The sequence below is a fragment of the Cytobacillus pseudoceanisediminis genome (assembly GCF_023516215.1).
Taxonomy (GTDB): Bacteria; Bacillota; Bacilli; order Bacillales; family Cytobacillaceae; genus Cytobacillus; species Cytobacillus pseudoceanisediminis.
Genome location: NZ_CP097349.1, coordinates 3546111 through 3564064 on the forward strand (window position 1 = coordinate 3546111; position 17954 = coordinate 3564064).

At 43.5% G+C, this 17954-nt stretch carries 12 protein-coding genes and 4 pseudogenes; 1 reads left to right on the forward strand and 15 read right to left on the reverse strand.

What is annotated here, in order from left to right:
• Positions 1 to 21 precede the first annotated feature (21 nt).
• Positions 22 to 537 (forward strand): hypothetical protein, encoded by a 516-nt coding sequence (locus tag M5V91_RS19065; protein ID WP_284521437.1) that lies wholly within the window; start codon positions 22 to 24, stop codon positions 535 to 537.
• Positions 538 to 834: 297 nt separating this feature from the next.
• Here M5V91_RS19065 and M5V91_RS19070 read toward each other — a convergent pair whose 3' ends face one another.
• The 15 genes and pseudogenes from M5V91_RS19070 to M5V91_RS19140 form a co-directional block, all read right to left on the reverse strand.
• On the reverse strand, positions 835 to 1764 hold the full coding sequence (locus M5V91_RS19070) for a bifunctional helix-turn-helix transcriptional regulator/GNAT family N-acetyltransferase (RefSeq protein WP_083390488.1): 930 nt from the start codon (positions 1762 to 1764) through the stop codon (positions 835 to 837).
• Between the two features lie 166 nt (positions 1765 to 1930).
• Positions 1931 to 2140 carry a hypothetical protein gene (locus M5V91_RS19075; RefSeq protein ID WP_009335393.1) on the reverse strand — a complete coding sequence of 70 codons (210 nt, stop codon included), beginning with the start codon at positions 2138 to 2140 and terminating at the stop codon, positions 1931 to 1933.
• 156 nt (positions 2141 to 2296) lie between these two features.
• Positions 2297 to 3002: pseudogene (locus M5V91_RS19080) on the reverse strand (DNA alkylation repair protein).
• Between the two features lie 49 nt (positions 3003 to 3051).
• Positions 3052 to 3746 (reverse strand): annotated as a pseudogene (locus M5V91_RS19085) (Type 1 glutamine amidotransferase-like domain-containing protein).
• Positions 3747 to 3864: 118 nt separating this feature from the next.
• Positions 3865 to 5109: an MFS transporter gene (locus M5V91_RS19090; RefSeq protein WP_071157358.1), complete on the reverse strand. Its 1245-nt coding sequence runs from the start codon at positions 5107 to 5109 to the stop codon at positions 3865 to 3867.
• A gap of 384 nt (positions 5110 to 5493) precedes the next feature.
• Complete coding sequence (gene xylF, locus M5V91_RS19095; RefSeq protein ID WP_284521438.1) at positions 5494 to 6555, reverse strand: D-xylose ABC transporter substrate-binding protein; 1062 nt, start codon at positions 6553 to 6555, stop codon at positions 5494 to 5496.
• Positions 6556 to 6561: 6 nt separating this feature from the next.
• Complete coding sequence (locus M5V91_RS19100) at positions 6562 to 8133, reverse strand: response regulator (protein ID WP_284521439.1); 1572 nt, start codon at positions 8131 to 8133, stop codon at positions 6562 to 6564.
• Positions 8108 to 9568 carry a sensor histidine kinase gene (locus M5V91_RS19105; protein WP_284521440.1) on the reverse strand — a complete coding sequence of 487 codons (1461 nt, stop codon included), beginning with the start codon at positions 9566 to 9568 and terminating at the stop codon, positions 8108 to 8110. Before M5V91_RS19105 ends, M5V91_RS19100 begins: the two co-directional genes overlap by 26 nt.
• Positions 9565 to 10541, reverse strand: a pseudogene (locus M5V91_RS19110) (sugar ABC transporter substrate-binding protein). The gene M5V91_RS19105 and the pseudogene M5V91_RS19110 overlap by 4 nt, the downstream one beginning before the upstream one ends.
• 212 nt (positions 10542 to 10753) lie before the next feature.
• Positions 10754 to 11929 (reverse strand): sugar ABC transporter permease, encoded by a 1176-nt coding sequence (locus M5V91_RS19115; RefSeq protein ID WP_071157352.1) that lies wholly within the window; start codon positions 11927 to 11929, stop codon positions 10754 to 10756.
• A 12-nt stretch (positions 11930 to 11941) separates the two neighbouring features.
• A pseudogene (locus M5V91_RS19120) lies at positions 11942 to 13461 on the reverse strand (ATP-binding cassette domain-containing protein).
• Positions 13462 to 13542: 81 nt separating this feature from the next.
• Positions 13543 to 14655, reverse strand: a complete 1113-nt coding sequence (locus tag M5V91_RS19125) for a sugar ABC transporter substrate-binding protein (RefSeq protein ID WP_071157348.1) — start codon at positions 14653 to 14655, stop codon at positions 13543 to 13545.
• A gap of 229 nt (positions 14656 to 14884) precedes the next feature.
• Positions 14885 to 15658: a TerC family protein gene (locus tag M5V91_RS19130; protein WP_019380227.1), complete on the reverse strand. Its 774-nt coding sequence runs from the start codon at positions 15656 to 15658 to the stop codon at positions 14885 to 14887.
• Between the two features lie 133 nt (positions 15659 to 15791).
• Complete coding sequence (locus M5V91_RS19135) at positions 15792 to 16649, reverse strand: manganese catalase family protein (protein ID WP_009335405.1); 858 nt, start codon at positions 16647 to 16649, stop codon at positions 15792 to 15794.
• Between the two features lie 46 nt (positions 16650 to 16695).
• Positions 16696 to 17904, reverse strand: a complete 1209-nt coding sequence (locus M5V91_RS19140) for an erythromycin esterase family protein (protein ID WP_251174134.1) — start codon at positions 17902 to 17904, stop codon at positions 16696 to 16698.
• Positions 17905 to 17954: the final 50 nt, after the last annotated feature.

Here is a 17954-nt window from a genome sequence, read left to right on the forward strand (position 1 = left end):
ATTAAAGGAGCAGATTCAGGCATGCAAAAACTTACCCTGGCTGAAGCAGTAAAATTAAAAAGTGTTCTGGCTAAACGAATTCACGAGTTAGAAGAAGAAATGGACCGTGTAGCATTTGCCGATATTGAAAAAGGCAGCAAGCTTCCTGAAATGCCAAGATCGCTTGGTATGGTGGAAAAAGAGATGGATGAAGTCCGTAAAGACATGAGACTGCTGGATAAGCTTGTATATAAAGCCAATATTGAAAATGACATCACCTTTAACAATGAATCATTGCCAATCGTAGAAGCAATTGAGCTTGCCACCCAATATCGGGCAAAGGCCCGCAAATTCAAGAAATATGGCACAGCAGCCAGAGAGGAATTCCTTTATACAGTGTCGGAAAACGTGTCGATGGTGAAAATGGCGCTATTTGATCCGGAGCAGTACCGATTAAAGGGCCTGGAAGCCGAACGCCAGGCGAATCGTCTGTCCAACTTAATCAATAACAAGAATTATTTGATAGAATTAGAGTTTGACAGCGAAAAGTATTTCTAGACCTTGAAGTGGTGAGACTCTGCTTCAAGGCATAGAAGGAACACCCTCCTATTGTGTACAAAGGTACCTTGTAATGGCAATGGCAAACCGATTATCCATGACCCATTACAACTTCATCCGTAACCAATAACCAACCATGGCTACTGGAGGCCGACGGCCATTCATCCGTAATCCCGGTTCCTTCTATGAGCCTCCATTCAATTTGAATGGAGGCTTTTTATTAATCCAATGACCTGAGGGGGACACAATTTCTCTGAAAGATCAGCAAAAGGGACAGTGTACCTGTCCCCGTGTCCCTTAAAGCAGCAGTTCCCACGTTTCTCCAACTAATTCGTGCCCAAAGCTATGATGTTCTTCCTCCTTAACAAGCTGAAATCCCTTTTTCTGATAGATATGCCGCGCTTCTTTAAGAACACTGTTTGTCCATAGAACGAGTTTCTTATATCCTGCTTGTTTGGAAAAGTTTATGCATTCTTCAACCAATTGTGAACCAAGGCCCATTCCTCTCGCCTTTGGGTCTACTATTAATAGACGAAGCTTAGCTGTATCCTCACTTCCTTCTACAACAAAAATAGAACCCACTATTTCTCCGTTCATTTCGGCAATCCAGCAGCGTTCCCGCTTAGGATTATAGTTGATTATAAAGTCCGCTGCAATTTGAGATACAAGAGCTTCAAATCTCTCATCCCATCCAAATTCTTGTGAATACAAAAGACCATGCTTGTGTACAACCCACCCCATATCACCAGGTTCATGCTGACGAAGAAAATACGGGCCTGAAAATTTTAGGCTTTCATTCTTGCTGATCAGTCCTTCAACGGTTTTCATAGCGTTAATTAATTGCTGCTGTTCACTTTCCGATAATTTCCCAAGAAGATCCGCTATTTCATTGTATGAACGTTCATTTAGTTTAGAAAAAGCTTTTTCTCCCTCTGGCGTAAGCTTTAAAATGCGCTGCCTGGCATCTTTAGCAGAACGTTCTTTCTTTATAAGGCCTTTCTCTTCAAATCGGGCTAATATTCGACTTAAATAGCCTGCATCTAAACCCAGCTCTTGAGTTAAATTTGATGCTGCAGGGTCCTCGTTAGTGGCGATTTCAAACAGGATTCTGGATTCTGTCAGTGAATAGGGGCTATGTAGTAACCCTTCCCGCAAAGCTCCTATTTGTCTGGTCATAAAACGGTTAAAATGGCGAACAGCACTGATTCTTTCCTCAAACGGGATCATGGACAAAGAAATCACTCCTCGGAATATAGTTGCCTTTGTCAAATATAATAATTAATTTACTTGCTTCAGTCAACTTCTTTCCGGAACAAAGAGGAAGCTTGTTAAAAGAAAAAGCGCCAATTTCTTTAAATTGAAATCGGCACTTCGTTTATTTCCTTATATTCGTTTAGCGTGATGCTTTAGGCGGCTGGCACACATCACATTTACGCTGGTGATTATTTTTAAATTTCGTAAATGTTTTTTCAAACTCACTGCCGCATGCACATTTAAAAAGCAGTTTTTGAGAAAAACCATGATATTCCGTCGATAACAGCTTACTATCTGAATTTTTCTCAACAAATTCATTAATTTTACTGATTGTCCATCGTTTATTCATACTACACACCTCCATATTTAATCACTAGACGGAGGCTTTTCTGGGCATCCGTTCCACCATGAGCACTACTCATAATTCCTAAGTTCCTCATTATAACATGGTCTGGGGACAAAGGAACAGGTTCATTGCCCCATCCATTCCAGTATCACTGATTGTTTAACATCTTACATATTTTCGTTTAAAGCCAAGCTTCCCTCTATCTACTTCCTTCTGGATATTTTCTGAGGCGTGCAGGAAACTGCTTTTTTCTTGTCCCGCTTCATTTCTACCGGCCCGATGGCTTTCGCTGTCTCAACTGCTTTTTCATGGAGCGGCAAATAAGAAACACCCACTGTATAGACAAAATTATTCATGGCGGATTTTGTACGCTCCGGAGAATCGTGGATGGTGTCTTTCACTTTATCAAGCATTTTGGCCAGTTTCTCTTCGGAAAATTCAGCGTCCGGACGATTCCCCAAAAGCCAGCAGTAGCAGCTCCAGCCCCTGACATCCGCAGCTCTTCCCCGCTTTCGATCCATTTATCGGCAACAGCCTGTGCAATATCTGCTTCAGCTAATGTAACGGCCACCACATAATCGGACAGCATATAAAAATATGCATCATCCATCCAGCGGTCAAAATCCGCTTCGGTCATGGCTTCTGGATCTGCAATGATGCCTGCAAAGTACATGGCATCGTAGTTCCCTGTAGCGTATAGCTCCTCTGCCAAAGGCTGATTTCTTTTAATTTTTTTGGCGATTGGCTTCATTGCACCTGTTGCCACTCCAAAAAGCGGCTCGCGCGCGCCGTTTGATATGTACATTTTCTTGGTCCGTTCCTTGCTGAGAGCTTCGAGCTCCTGCATAACCGTTTGTAAATCCATCTTTAAGCACTTCCTTCCATTTTAATAATGTTAACTTCACTTGTGCGCCTCAAGACCCCAAGTATTCTGTTTTCAGTTCAATCTCTTTTACTTCTTTATCGTAATAGACCTTATAGGCCCTGGCGTTGGGTCTTGAACTTACGATTCGGCTGACCTCTTCCTCAATAAAGTGGATAGCCACTCCATCATCCGCTGCAATTCCAGGCTTTATTTTATCAGAAGCCAAAAGCTCATGATAGGCAGGCCTTCTTTCCGCTTCCCCATCGTAATGAGGGCAATTGCTTCCTTTTAAGAAGCCCAGGCATGTTAAGGGCTCCAGTTTATCGCCATATGAATCCGTAACCCCTTCTTCAAACCAGCAAATGGATCCTGCGCTGATGCCGGCTAATACGATCCCTTGGCCCCATGCCTTTCTTAAAATCTTATCTAGTCCCCATTCTTTCCATAAAGCCAATAAATTCTTCGTATTTCCGCCTCCAACATAGATGATATCTTTATCCAGTATAAACCCTCTATATCTCTTGTTGGCGGCTTAAATAAAGATAAGTGGGACGGCTGGCACTTCTGATTTTCAAAAAAGTCATAAAACCACTTGATGCAAATGTCGGAATCTCCTGTAGCCGTAGGAATATAACAGATTTTAGGATTTTCTTTTCCTGACTGCCGCAAAATATATTCATCTAATAATGGATTCTCCGGTTCCATAGAGAATCCCCCGCCTCCAAGAGCGATTATTTGTCTCATATTCCAGCTCCCCCCAAACATGTTTAGTATAAATATTCTCCTTCATGACTGACGTTCCTTGTTCAACTAACTAAAAAAATGGAGCTGCCCATATGACAGCTCCATTATAAAAGATATCTTACGATTCACTCAGCGCTGGCTTCCCCGCTTCAAGAAGCACCTGATCCCGCCCTAATATGAATGCTAATAGGATAATGAATGCCCCTGTTCCAGCAAGAAGCCATTCGACGGCAATGATATCTGCAATTGGTCCAAATATCAGCATGCCGATCGGCATCATGGAGGTGGAGATCATCCCCATGACTCCAAACACCCTGCCTAAATAGTTCTCTTCAATTTTTTCCTGCAGCATGACAGTAGTTGGCGTGTTGAATATTGGCATCGCCACACCGAACAAGGCCATGAACACTAAATAGATCCAGAAGACCGGGACAATGCCAAGCGCCAAAGTGCATATTCCCATGATGAGACTGGCGAGGGTCATCGTTTTAATTTTATTTGGATAGCCTCCCCAGGAAGCAATGATTCCTCCGCCAATCATCATGCCGACTGAAAAAGCAATTTCAATGGCTGTCAGCTTCCATACATCTCCGCCAAAGGTGCGGGTAACCTGCAGCGGCGTCAAAAAGGCGGCAGGCGCCATCAGCACGAAGAAGACAGCAAAGAACAGGAAGAACTTTTTCAGAAATGGATTGCTGTTTACATATTGCAGACCTTCTTTAAAGTCGCTGAAGTAGCTCGTAGTCTGTTTGGCCGTGGCCTTTTCGTGCACAGCAATTTTGACAAAAGTCATCAGTGTAACAATGGCAATCGCTGCTGTGATGACATCGATGAAAAAGATGATTTCAAGTGATGACATTGCCAGCAGAGCAGCACTGACCATTGGCGAGACAAACATGATAACGGCTTGAATGCTTCCGTTTGCTCCGTTTACCTTTGTGAGCTTATCCTTCGGGACAATCTGAGGCAGAATCGCCCCGACAGCAGGAGTCTGAATCCCTGTTCCAAGGGCACGGATCGCTGCCATGACAAATAGAAGCCAAATGGATTCATAACCCATAAAAAAGAGGATAGCGAGAATCAGTGTTGAAAAGGCAATAAGACCATCTGCTAAAATAATCAGCATTTTCCGGTTATACCGGTCTGCCCAGACACCCGCGACCGGTGATAAAAAGAAGGTCGGAATAAAACCGCATATGATGTAGAGCGTCATCATCAAACCAGATTCTGTCGTTAAGGTAATATGCCACATAATGGCGTATTGAACGAGGGACGATCCAAACAGCGAGATCGTCTGACTGCTTAAAAAGAGAATAATATTCTTAAGCCAATTCTCCTGCAGATTAGGATTTTTTGTACTCATTGTCTAATCACTCATTTCTATATTAGTTAATAAAAACAAGCTTTGCCTATATTCAGTTGATTAATCCGCTCTATACATTCTATTTCTAAAGACAGCAAAAAAGAGGAGAAATTCATCTCCTCTTTAAAAATAACCGTTAAATTTAGGTTTCCTTAAATAGACAGACCAATCCCGTTGCTCTGAACATAGGCAGAGCCTTCAAACGTATTCAATTAACGATTGAAAAGCGGGTTTCTTAATCTCATTGATGCTGTCAACAGGAAAACCTCCATTTCATTTTAATTATATTAATCATACCAGCGCAGACCCGTTCATGCAATAGGGACATTAGGACAGGTTCCTCGTCCCAGTGGGGGCCGGGAATGTGTACATGTCCTATCGTCCCTACTTATAAACTTCTTCTCTGGAATGAAACCCATCTGCAATAATGGTACGATCCATATTGTGTTTATCGACAGCAATTGGCGAAAGAAGGACCGAGGGCACCTCGATTTTTCCATTATTAATTTTTCGGCTTGCTTCTATATTTTCTCCCTTCGCCATCCTGACCGCTAGTTCAGCAGCTTCTTTGGTGAGCGTGCCGATAGGTTTGTATACCGTCATCGTCTGGGTACCTCTGATGATCCGCTGGGCAGCGGCAAGCTCAGCATCCTGTCCTGCTACAGGAATTTTCCCTGCCAGCCCTTGCACTGCCAGTGCCTGGATGGCTCCGCCTGCGGTAGCATCGTTGGCTGCGATCACGGCATCTATTTGATTTTGGTTGGCTTTAAGAGCCTCTTCCATATTTACAAATGCATTCGCAGGCGTCCAATCTCTGGACCACTGATCATATACAATCTGTATATCGCCTTTTTCAATTAAAGGCTGAAGCACGTTAAAGACTCCTCGTTTAAATAAATGGGCATTATGGTCAGTGATTGCTCCGCCAATGTACACATACTTCCCTTTAGGAACCAGTTTGGTGATGGCCCTTGCCTGCAGCTCTCCAACCTTTTCATTATCAAAGGATATATATAAGTCGATATCGGCATTTTTCACTAGCCGGTCATATGAGATGACTTTGATGCCTGCCTCGTGAGCTTTTTTGACGATCGAAGCGGTGGCTTCAGCATTATGTGGAACGACAACCAGCAGGTCGACCCCCTGTTTAATCAATGTTTCTGCCTGTGATATTTGGACCGCATCATCCCCATTCGCAGCCATGATCTCCACTTCGGCTCCGAGTTCTTCTACGGCCTCTTTGAACAAATCTCTATCCTTCAGCCAGCGCTCTTCCAATAAAGTATCCATTGAAAAGCCGATCTTAACGGCTTTCTCCCCATCCCCTCTTACTTGCACTTCGCCTGCAGAAGGAATTGCTTTCCTGGGATTTTTTTGAGTGCTGTTTCCGTTTGGCAGGCTGACAGGAGGCAAACCAGAAACAGCGCAGCCAGAGTCAGCTTCCATTGAATCCTATCCATCTGTTTTGCCCCTTTTTCTTCCATCATTCTTTTTTCCCAGAAGGGTTTTGCGGAATTCCGTCGGTGACTGGCCGCACATTTTTTTGAAAACCTTGCTGAAATAGTTCGGTTCATGATAGCCCACTTCAAAGGTGATTTCTTTCAGGCTTTTTCCGTGATCCGCCATCAGCTTCTTTGCTTTTTCAATACGGCATTCAGTCAGGAAATCGATATAATTTATCCCGAGTTTCTCCTTGAACATTTTACTGATATAGATCGGGCTTAGCTCCACTTTCCTACCCAATGCTTCAAGAGAAATATCCTCGTGGGAATGTTCGGTAATATATTGTTTCAGCTGGTGGATAGTATCCGCTTCCAGCCTGTCGTAATGCTCCATATACGCCTTCTTCATTTGCTTTACCAATTGACTCGTTTCAGCGCGCAGCTGCCGGAAATCCTGGGTTTGATACGCAAACAATGGCGCAGGAGCTTCAACCCCTATCTCACTCATTACACGTGAAGCAATCCAGAGCAGCTGCAGCACCCGCTGCTGCGCTTGAATCACCCCTTCCCTTTCTGTTTCACATCGCTGGATCATTTCCATTACACTTAAGCTGATTTGCTGCCATTTACCAAGCCTGACTTGATCGAAAAACTGTTTTTCCCGCTCTTTGGTCAGCTGCAGATCTTCCCCTGCGCTAAGCACTGGCACATCGGAATAAAATCGGTATTTAACAGGGAGGGTTGAATCCAGGGTGGCAATAAGAGATTCCTGATAGGACTGACGGATGGACTGCATTGATCCACAAGCGTTCCCAATCCCGACGAACCAGCCTTCTGATAAGCCTTTTTTCGCAAGAGACAGAATTTCTCCGGCTATAAATATGGCCTGTGAACGGAATGATTGCTGTTTTTTCCTAAAAACGATGATGGGAAGCTGGCGGCCATATAGTGCACCTACCCATGCACTGCCTGCTAGCCTGACCTTCTCTTTGACCGAGGTATAGAGGTGTTCTTGTCCATCAGGGAGCAGGATGCTCATGACAAACTGTTCATCTGTTGAGCGAATATCGAGCATTTCCACCAGCATATCCAGATGAACTTCATGGACATGATCGAACAGCAGCTGTGTCACTACATCCGTCTCAATGACCGGAAGAGCCTTTTGCAGCGCATCCTGCTGAAGCTTCGTCATTTCACGGAATCTCCGCTCTTCCTCAATCTGTTCAAGCACCTTCCCAACTGTTGCTTCAATTTCCGTTATCTTGCTTGGCTTCAGTAAATAATCCTTGACCCCAAGCTTTATCGCCTGCCGGGCATAATCGAATGTATCGAATGCTGTAATCATAATAAATTTAATATGCGGATCGGCTTCACTGATTTGCTTAATAGCTTCCAGGCCATTCAGCCCTGGCATCTGAATGTCCATCAGGATTAAATCAGGGTTAAACGCTTTAGCCAATTGAACGGCCATCTTTCCATTTTTGGCCTGGATGATTTCAACGCCAGGAAAGGCCTTTTGCAGAATCACTTCCAGTCCTTCCCGTTCAATTTGTTCATCATCCGCGATCAGGAGTCTTGTCATGCTGCCCCCTCCTATCTTTCGGTATTGTTATTACTACTTTTGTGCCGGCAGCACTGCTCTCAATGTTCATGACATCTTCATTGCCGTAAAAAAGGCGCAAACGCCTGACAACATTGGTAAACCCTATGCCCGTAGAGTTTCCATCTTTTTGAATGAACTGCCCTTGAAGAATCTGTTTAATTTTAAATTCCTCAATACCTGGACCATCGTCTTCCACTTCTATAATCACACAGTCATTTCCGTCCTGAATGCGAAACCAGATAATTCCCCCATCTTCTCTTGGCTCGACTGCATAGTTGACGGCATTCTCGATGATCGGCTGCAGTGTGAGACCCGGAATGTCCACATTCAGACACGTTTCATCTATTGACATTTTCAAATGCAGGCGATCTGTAAATCTGGCTTTTTGAATATCCATGTATTGCTGCAGGACCATCACTTCTTCTCTAAGTGTTACTGGCCTATCAAGCCTTTTTAAGTTATAGCGCAGCAGGCCGGCAACACTAACAAGCAGGTCGCTGGTTTCATGAGAGCCTTCCAGATAGGCTTTCTTGGAAAGGGTATTTAATGTGTTAAATAAAAAATGAGGATTAATCTGGCTTTGCAGGTTCAAGAGCTGGCTTTCCTTCAGCAATAACTTGCTTTCCTGCAGCTCATGCTCCAGCTGCGCCTTATGCTGGATCTCTGAAATTAGGTTATTGATATTAATCCGCATCCGGTCAAAGGTCTGGGCAAGAAAAGCAATTTCATCATTCGAATCAACCTTTATCGGCAAGTGAAATCTGCCCCTCGATAACTCATTGGCTGCCTGGGTCAGCTTCTGTACAGGCTTCGTAATGCTTAAGGAAAAGCCATAGGTTAAGAACATTAAGAGGCAGGTGATCATCAGCATCAGCCAAATCCCCAGTTTTTTGATTTCTTCGGACTGGTCAATAATCCCCCGGTAAAGCCGTTCATACGTATTCAGTTCACTATCAATCAGCGTCAGCGTCATCTCGGAGATATACATCGAGATGCGCGTCGCTTTTGAGAATTCCTTTGCCGAATCCTCTGTCTCCTTTTCATTAAAATAAAGAAGGGAGCGGTCAGTTGTCTCAACCAGGCTGTCAATCAAATTCATATAATTTGTCAAAGCGAAATCATTTTCTGAATTTCGAAGATATGAAACTTCCCTTTTTGCATTTTCTATTTTTCTCCTACTTTTGTTCAGTTTGTCCAGATTTTCGGGAATAGGCGTGATGAAGTAGTTATTCAAGTCTGCAATCATCTGCTGGCTTGTTCTTGTAACTTCATTCATTCGAAGGTACCGCTGAAGAATTTCATTATATTGATTCTGAGTTTTCTGATTATAATAGGTGAGTGTGATCCATATGGCTGCCATAATCAATAGAATCACAGTCGTGAGTGTCCAGATTTTCTTATGAATTTTGTTCATTGCTTTTCCATCGCCTTTAATATCCTGATATCGGTAAGATAGCCTTCAGATTTCAGCGGCACTTCTTCATCCCTAAGCCATTTCAAAATCAGCTCTACACTGAGGCTTCCCATCTTTTCAGGAGACTGTTCAATGATTCCATCAAGTTTCCCCTGAGTAAGCAAAGATATTGAATCCGGACCATCGTCAAAAGAATAGATATAATAAGGTTCTACCTGTGATCGCCTTCAATTTCCTGAATCATCGCTCCGGCTATATTTGCCTTAATAGCTATAAAACTATCAGTATCCGGATTTTGATTCAGCATGTTCTGAGTGGCAGCGATAATTTCCTCCCTAACATCAGTCGTTTCCGCATAGACTGTCTGGATATTTGGATAATCCTTCAGTACTTCATGAATGCCATCAAGGCGCTGCCGCTGATAAAACTCTTTATGCTTGTCACCCATGAGAATGACTTTTCCTTTATGGCCCATATCGTCAAGAAGCTGTTTCGCAATTAACTGCCCGGCCAGATATTGATCCGAGCCGACGTACGTTTTTCTCAAACTTTCAGATTTGGCCACGTCATTGGCCACCGTAATAATCGGGATTCCATAAAAAGCTGCTTTTATCTTTGTTAAATCTTTGAATTCCTGAGTGTCCAGACCCTGAACAATGATGCCGTCCACTTTTGATTGAATGGCTATCTCTAACTTTTTCAAAAATTCCTCTTGATTCTTTCCATAACTTCCCCAGACTTCCAGGCTTGCCCCATCCTTCCGTGCTTGTTCCTGTGCAGCAATACCTGCCTTATCCCAGAAAGGGGTCTCTAATTCCTGCGTTATCAGGACAAGCCGATATTTCGCTTCCTGGCCATCTGATGCAGCTGGGAGGTCCCACTCGGATGTAAACGCTTTCTTTGATAGCGTAAATGTAAAATAACCAAGGACGATACATGTAAGACAAAATACTAAAATACCCGTTTTACGCAAGGCTGTATCTCCGTTTCCTAAGTATGAACAGCTAAATAATTTTAATCATATCACCTTTTTAAGGCTTATAGAAGAGTTAGAAAGAGAGAGGATTTTCTGCTGTTAACAGGAGGATAATCGGTGCTTTAGGAAATGCTGCCCACCTGCATTTTAAGGGCATCCTTTTGCCGGATGCCCCATTTTCGAAACTGCTAATGCAGGAAACTGGTAATCTACCCTCTCTTCTTCCGGGTCATGACATCAAAAATCACAGCACCCGCCAATACGCCTCCGCGGATCATATACTGGAGGGAAACCCCTACCCCGAGCAGATTCATGCCGCTTGATAAAGAGGCCATGACTACAGCACCGATAATGGCACCAGTGATTTTGCCCACGCCCCCTGCAGAAGAAACCCCGCCGACATAAGCAGCTGCAATGGCATCGAGTTCAAATAATGTCCCAGCTGTTGTAGTCGCTGACTGAAGACGTGAGGTGAATAATATGCCGGAAAGAGCTGCCAGCATCCCCATTGAACCGAATACTATATACGTAATTTTATTTACATTGATTCCGCTCAGATGTGCCGCTTCCGGATTGCTTCCCACAGCATATATATGTCTGCCAAGAACGGTTTTCGTTGTCAGAAAGTGATAGATGACAACCACTAAAAGCATAATGACAACCGTCCAGGAAAATCCATTGTAGCCTGCCAGGATCCAGGTAATATAGGAAATGATTGCAGAAACAAAAACTAATTTGACAATAAAAATCCCTTTTGACACTACCTCGAATTGATAGTTGATCTTGTTTTTCCGCGTGGAAATTTCACTGTATATATACAGCAATATGGCCAGTACACCCAGAATCAGTGTCAGGAGATGCAGTCCATTCACTTGCATAATCGAAGGAATGAATCCGTTTCCGATTGCATTAAATCCATCATCCTTGACGATAATGGTCCCGGTCTTCTCTGTTACCTGAAGGAGTGCACCTCTAAAGATCAGCATTCCTGCAAGAGTAGCTACGAAGGATGGGATACCAAACTTTGCAACTAAAAGGCCATTGAATAGCCCGACAAAAATACCCATCACCAGGATAATCGGAATGGTGATATAAAACGCTACTCCCATTCCCGTCAGGAGAATCGCAGCAATCGCTCCCAAAAATCCAGCGACGAACCCGACTGAGAGGTCAATGTGCCGGATCACGATAACCAGCGTCATCCCCACTGCAAGGACAGCGATATATCCCGTTGAATCCAGCAGATTGCTTATATTTCGCGAAGACATAAACAGACCGTCAGTCATCATGGTGAAGGTGAGCATAATCACGAATAAGGCAATGTACATGCCATAGTCACGGATATTATCTTTAAATAGCGTTTTCGCTTCGTTAATAAATTCCATTAGTTTAACCTCCTATTGCGTAGCAAGCTGCATGATGCTTTCCTGATTTGCTTCTTCAATCGACAGCTCGCCTTTAATTTGGCCTTCCGCCATGACATAGACACGATCGCTCATCCCCAGAACCTCACCCAGTTCTGAAGAAATCATAATGATGCTCATACCTTCCTCGATCAATTGATTCATAATCGTATAAATCTCGAATTTAGCGCCAACGTCAATGCCCCGCGTCGGCTCGTCCAGGATCAGCAATTTCGGCCCGACAAATAGCCATTTGCCCAGGGACACTTTCTGCTGGTTCCCCCGCTCAAATTGCCGACAACCTGTTCAAGGGAAGATGCTTTAATATACATGGACTTTTTATATTCCATTGTTTCCTTTACTTCTTCGTTATCATTAATCACTCCATTTACAGCAATCCGTTTGAGGTTTGCCGCAGAAATGTTGTTTTTAATATCCTGTATTAAAAACAGGCCGTCCCCTTTTCGGTCTTCCGTCACGTACGCAATCCCTGACCTGATGGCGTCACTCGGATGCTTCAGCGTTTTTGGAACGCCATCCACCAATAGTTCGCCGTGTAGTTTATAAGATTTTGGATTTCCGAAAATACTCAGGGCAAGTTCTGTCCTGCCTGACCCCATCAAGCCCGCAATCCCGACAATTTCTCCTTTCTTAACATGAAAATTAACATCTTTTACAACCTGCCTGCCCAAATGCACAGCATACGCGGACCAGCTGCGAAGCTCAAGAACAGGATCGCCAAATGTTTTGTTCGGCCTCTTTGGATAAATATCTTCAATCTCCCTGCCGACCATGTTTTTAATAATGACATTTTCAGAGATTTCTCCTTTTGAGGCGTCCAGGGTACAAATGGTTTGGCCGTCACGAAGCACAGTCGCTTTATCTGCAATCGAGATGACTTCTTTCAGCTTATGGGAGATCATGATGCAGGTAATTCCCTGCTCTTTCAGCTCCCCTAACAAATCTAGAAGATTTTCGCTGTCATCCTCATTAAGTGCTGCAGTCGGCTCATCCAGGATAAGCATTTTCACGTCCTTGCTTAAAGCTTTGGCAATTTCAACTAATTGCTGTTTTCCAACGCTCAGGTCTTTTACGAGCGTTTCTGGATTCACATCGAGCTTAACCTTATCCAGCATTTTATTAGCTTCAGCAATGGTCCGGTTCCAATCGACAATTCCACCTTGCTTAATTTCATTGCCCGCGAAGATATTTTCATAGACTGTGAGATCCGGAAACAATGCAAGTTCCTGGTAGATAATGACGATTCCTGCTTTTACACTGTCACTGATCTTGTTGAATTGCTGCACACTGCCCTCAAATACAATGTCACCCTCATATGTGCCATATGGATATACGCCGCTGAGCACCTTCATCAGTGTGGATTTACCTGCTCCGTTTTCACCAATCAAGCAGTGGATCTCACCTTTCTCCACTTTGAAATTGACATTGCTGAGCGCTTTGACACCTGTAAATTCCTTGGAAATCCCGTGCATTTCCAAAATATTATCGTTCATTATGATTCCCCCTAGCCAAACAGCTATCAGAAGGAGAAATAGTGATAGAAGCATCTATCACTATTTCTCCTCCTTTATTGATTAAAGTCCTGTAAATTCATCCGCTTTATAGTATTCAGAATCAATCAGTTCTTTTTTCACGTTATCTTTGTCGACAACGATTACATCTGTTTGCTTTGCTTTTACTTCAATCTTGCCGTTGTCGTAAGAACCAGTTGTCTCAGGGTCTTTGTCTTCAAGGATATCGATCGCCATGCCCATTGCATCTTTCACGAGAGTACGAACATCCTTGAATACTGTCATGGATTGCTTTTCATCAATAACGTATTGAATGGAAGCCTTCTCTGCATCCTGACCTGTTACAAGATAGCTGGATACTGCACTGTCAGTTCCAAAAACATCTGCAATGGAACGGGCCGTTCCGTCGTTCGGAGCAAGAATTGCCACATCGCCCTTCATATCGTCAGAAGCTGCAGTCAAATGCGTTTGTGCCTTGTTCTTCGCTTCGTTTGGATCCCAGTTCGTTGTCACCTGGCCAATGATTTTGCTTAGCTGGTCACGGGACAGATCAGCTGTCTCTTTCAAAGCTTCGGCTTCGCTTGAATTAGCAATCTTGAATGTGCCATCTGCAATCTTAGGCTGAAGCACACTCCATGCTCCCTGGAAGAATAGGAAAGCATTGTTATCAGAAGCAGCGCCTGCGTATAGATACAGAGGCACGTCCTTGCCCGTTGCGTTATCTGCCAGGTATTGTGCCTGTGCAGCTCCTACAGCAAGGCTGTCAAATGTTACATAATAATCAATTGCATCTGTATTGGTAATTAAACGGTCATAGGATATGACTTTTACCCCATCTTTCTTCGCAGCCTCAACCGCTGCAGCAGCTGCATCGCCATCTTGCGGACAGATAATCAGCACATCAATCCCTTTGTTCAGCAATGTCTCTACATTTTCTTTTTCCTTAGCCGAAGATCCCTGGCTAAACAAAATCTCAGTTGTATATTCCGTTCCTTTTAACGCATCTTTAAATCTTTGCTCATCCTGAACCCATCTGGGCTCATCTTTCGTTGGCAAAACGATTCCGACACTTACCTCACTGCTTCCGCCGCCAGTGCCCTGGCTGCATCCTGCTGCAATAAACGCAAACATCATAACCGTCAGCATAAGAGAAATGACTTTCCACTTTCTTTTCATTCTTTTTCCCCCTTTATAATGGATAAAAATTACCTGCCTACAGGAAAAATTATAACTTTATTACCAGCCCGTGAAAGCGTTATCACTAGCACTCTTTTAATATCACCTGTAATTTTTTATACTTAATTCAATCTCAAATTTTTTTCCACAATAAAAAAGACAGCTGCACTAGCTGCATTTTTTATGTCCATAAAAAAATGCGTTAATCCAAAGATCAACGCATTTCTCTTTATAAAGCTTCACCCTCAGTTTGCTTCTTACCCGGCGCAAACCAGCCAAACAGGGCAATGGCCACCAATACGCCATAAAAGACCAATGTCCAGCCTGTACTATGAGGAAAATGATGATCAAGGACACCGATATCCTCATGGGCAAGTGTAATAACAGCAAGCTTGACACCAACCCAGGCGACAATCGCATAAGCAGTTGTTTCTAATGCCGGCCGTTTAGCAAGGAGTTTAACAAACCAGGTAGCCGCGAACTTAATCAGGATCAGTCCGGCAATCCCGCCTAGAACCACTACAATAAACTGGCCGCCATCCATGCCGCCGAAATCGTCAAGCGGTGAATCCGGCAGACCTAGTGCCAGCGCAACAGCAGCAAGAATCGAATCGATGGCAAAGGCAAGATCGGCTAATGCAATCTTCCCTACAGTTGGCCAAAATCCTTTCCCTGCCGCTTCTTCCTTCACATCCTCACGAATATTTTCGTTTTCTTTTCCGAACTTGGCCTTAATTACATGTTTTAAGCCAAGGTACAATAGATAGGCTGCTCCAATCGCCTGGATCTGCCAGACGTTTGCAATAAATGAAATGGCAAAAAGCGCACCAAACCGGAAAACGAAAGCCATAATGATTCCATAATTAATTGCCTTTTTCTTCTGATCTTCCGGTAAATGCTTCGCTATGACGGCTAAGACAAGAGCATTGTCAGCCGACAGCAATCCTTCCAGACCAATTAATATCAATAATGCCCAGGCATACTCGAGCCAAATGGACTCCATCCGCGACACTCCTTTCTGCAGCAAAAATGTTCTTCATTGATTCGATAACTATAGATTCCCCAAAATTGCTGAAGGAAACCTTAAAAATATATAATAAAATGGCGTCCTATATTCAGGACGCCAGAAGAAAAAACTAATTATTCAAATCAAAAAGACCCGGGGCATGCTCATTTGGCATATCAGGCATTTCAGGAACAGGATAGCCTTTTGGCGGTTCTACCACGGCAAGGTCTCCGCCATTTCTGCTTGGAGTGGTCCCCTGGAAAACCTCACCGATCCGGGTATCATCAAGCCTGAAATTAAACTGGGCATTGTGGAAGCCCATTTCCACATATTTTCGGCATTCAGGGTATTTATTTAAATCGTAATTAGGAATCGGGAATATTTTGCCCCAATCCACTCCTAACGTTTCCAGTGCTTTTGCGAATGCATTTTGATGGGCATTATCCCGGACAATCAGGAAGGCAATCGTCTCTCTTAGCGTCTTATTGCTGCTCATCTCGTAAATCCTTGATTTCTGGAGAACACCTGTCGATTCAAGAACGACATTATTCAGGAGGTTGGCCACCAGGTTGCCGTGGTCATATACCCAGGATCCGTTCCACGGGTTACCGCCAGCATCGACAGGAAGAGATGCCTTTGCCCCCATAATAAAATGATGAGGGTTAGCTCCTCCTTGAATCACATCGTCCAATGGAGCCCCATCTTCAGCCTGATTGCCTGGCATACTTCCGCCAGCATCATTTAGAAGCTGATTAATCGTAGTTTGAACGAGTTCAACATGACTTAGCTCTTCCAAAAACACACCTCTGATCAGATCACGATATTGCTTCGCTTTTCCTCTGAAATTTGCACTCTGGAATGAAAACTGCATCAGCGTCCTCATTTCGCCAAACTGCCCGCCCAACGCCTCCTGCAGCACTTTCGCCGCATGCGGATCCGGCTTATCCGGCACAATCATATTAATTAAATCTTCTTTATAAAAGTACATGTTCATCATTCTCCTTTTTCCAGCATTCTTAATTAGAATGCCTTGCCTAAAGGAGCCTATTCATAAAATAAGCAGGAGGCTTAACCTTTCTGCAAAACATGATGCCGTCATAGTGCTTTTGCGGATATATGGCAATAGGCAACAGCCCTATCATGCCAGCTTCGAGGAGCCGCCACCTCCGATTCAGCCAGTTCCGCTTTGGAAGCCCCTTTTCACATAAAGGCACAAAACTGTCATGCCTACAGGCTTCCAGAAGTAAACTTTCTAACTGTTTTTTAGACAAATTAATGGGAAAGTTCACTCTAAGCAGGGAGGCAAGCTCACCTTCTCCGGCATAATAACCTATGGAGTAAACTTGATCGCCATAGCATTTTGATAGCTGCTGTCCGACATTCGTGATACCAAACAGCTTAGAAGTGACTGTTTTGCTTTTTCTAATATGAAAATTATGAGCCCACACAATGACCTTTTCACCCTTGTAATACTCTTCCAATAACCACTGCAGATTTCTGAACATATACGTTCCCCGCATGACTCCTGAAGCAATCCAGCTTTTTGTATTGATTTCCAGCCACTTCAAACGGTTCTTGAGTCCCCGCCCTATAACCTTAAGGTTCCTTTCTTTTTCTATATCATCTTCCTTCAATCTGCTCTCAAAAAGCTCCAGACTGGACTGATATAGATCCATACACATTTGAATCTTTTCTTTAGCCTTCTTAGCTATTTTCGTTTGTCCCCTTATCTCCTCATCAATATTGAAAAATACTGTTTCTGCCTGATGAATGGAAGCATATACTTCTTCATCTGTATTAAACTTGAGCCATTCCAGCATATTTTGCGATATCAGCGGGTATGCGGGCTGTATATCCATACCGGCGATATGCAGGCGGTTCGCCCAGGATTCCTGAAATAAAGGGAGCATTTCTTCATTATGAAAAATATCCAGAAGGCCATGCTGAATTTTCTCCTCAGCAGGGAGGTCTTTCAAAAGCTTTCTGCAAAATACCGCTTCAAGCAGACCGCTCTCCATGACAACCACATTAAATCCATGGACACTATGCAAATACTTAATCATATTTATTTTGCCTGTGTAAAAATCCCCGACTCCATGGCTGCTCTCTCCCAGCATCACAACCCTTTTCCCCTCAACATATGGATCCATACAGGTAAAATCAGATGGAACCGTTATTTCACAGCTCTTGCTGGCTATTTGATCTATCCAAAGTGATCTTGTTTTTCTTGTTATGAAATTCATGAACAAACCTCCATCACAAAACCGGGGAGATCTCCCTATAAGATAACTAT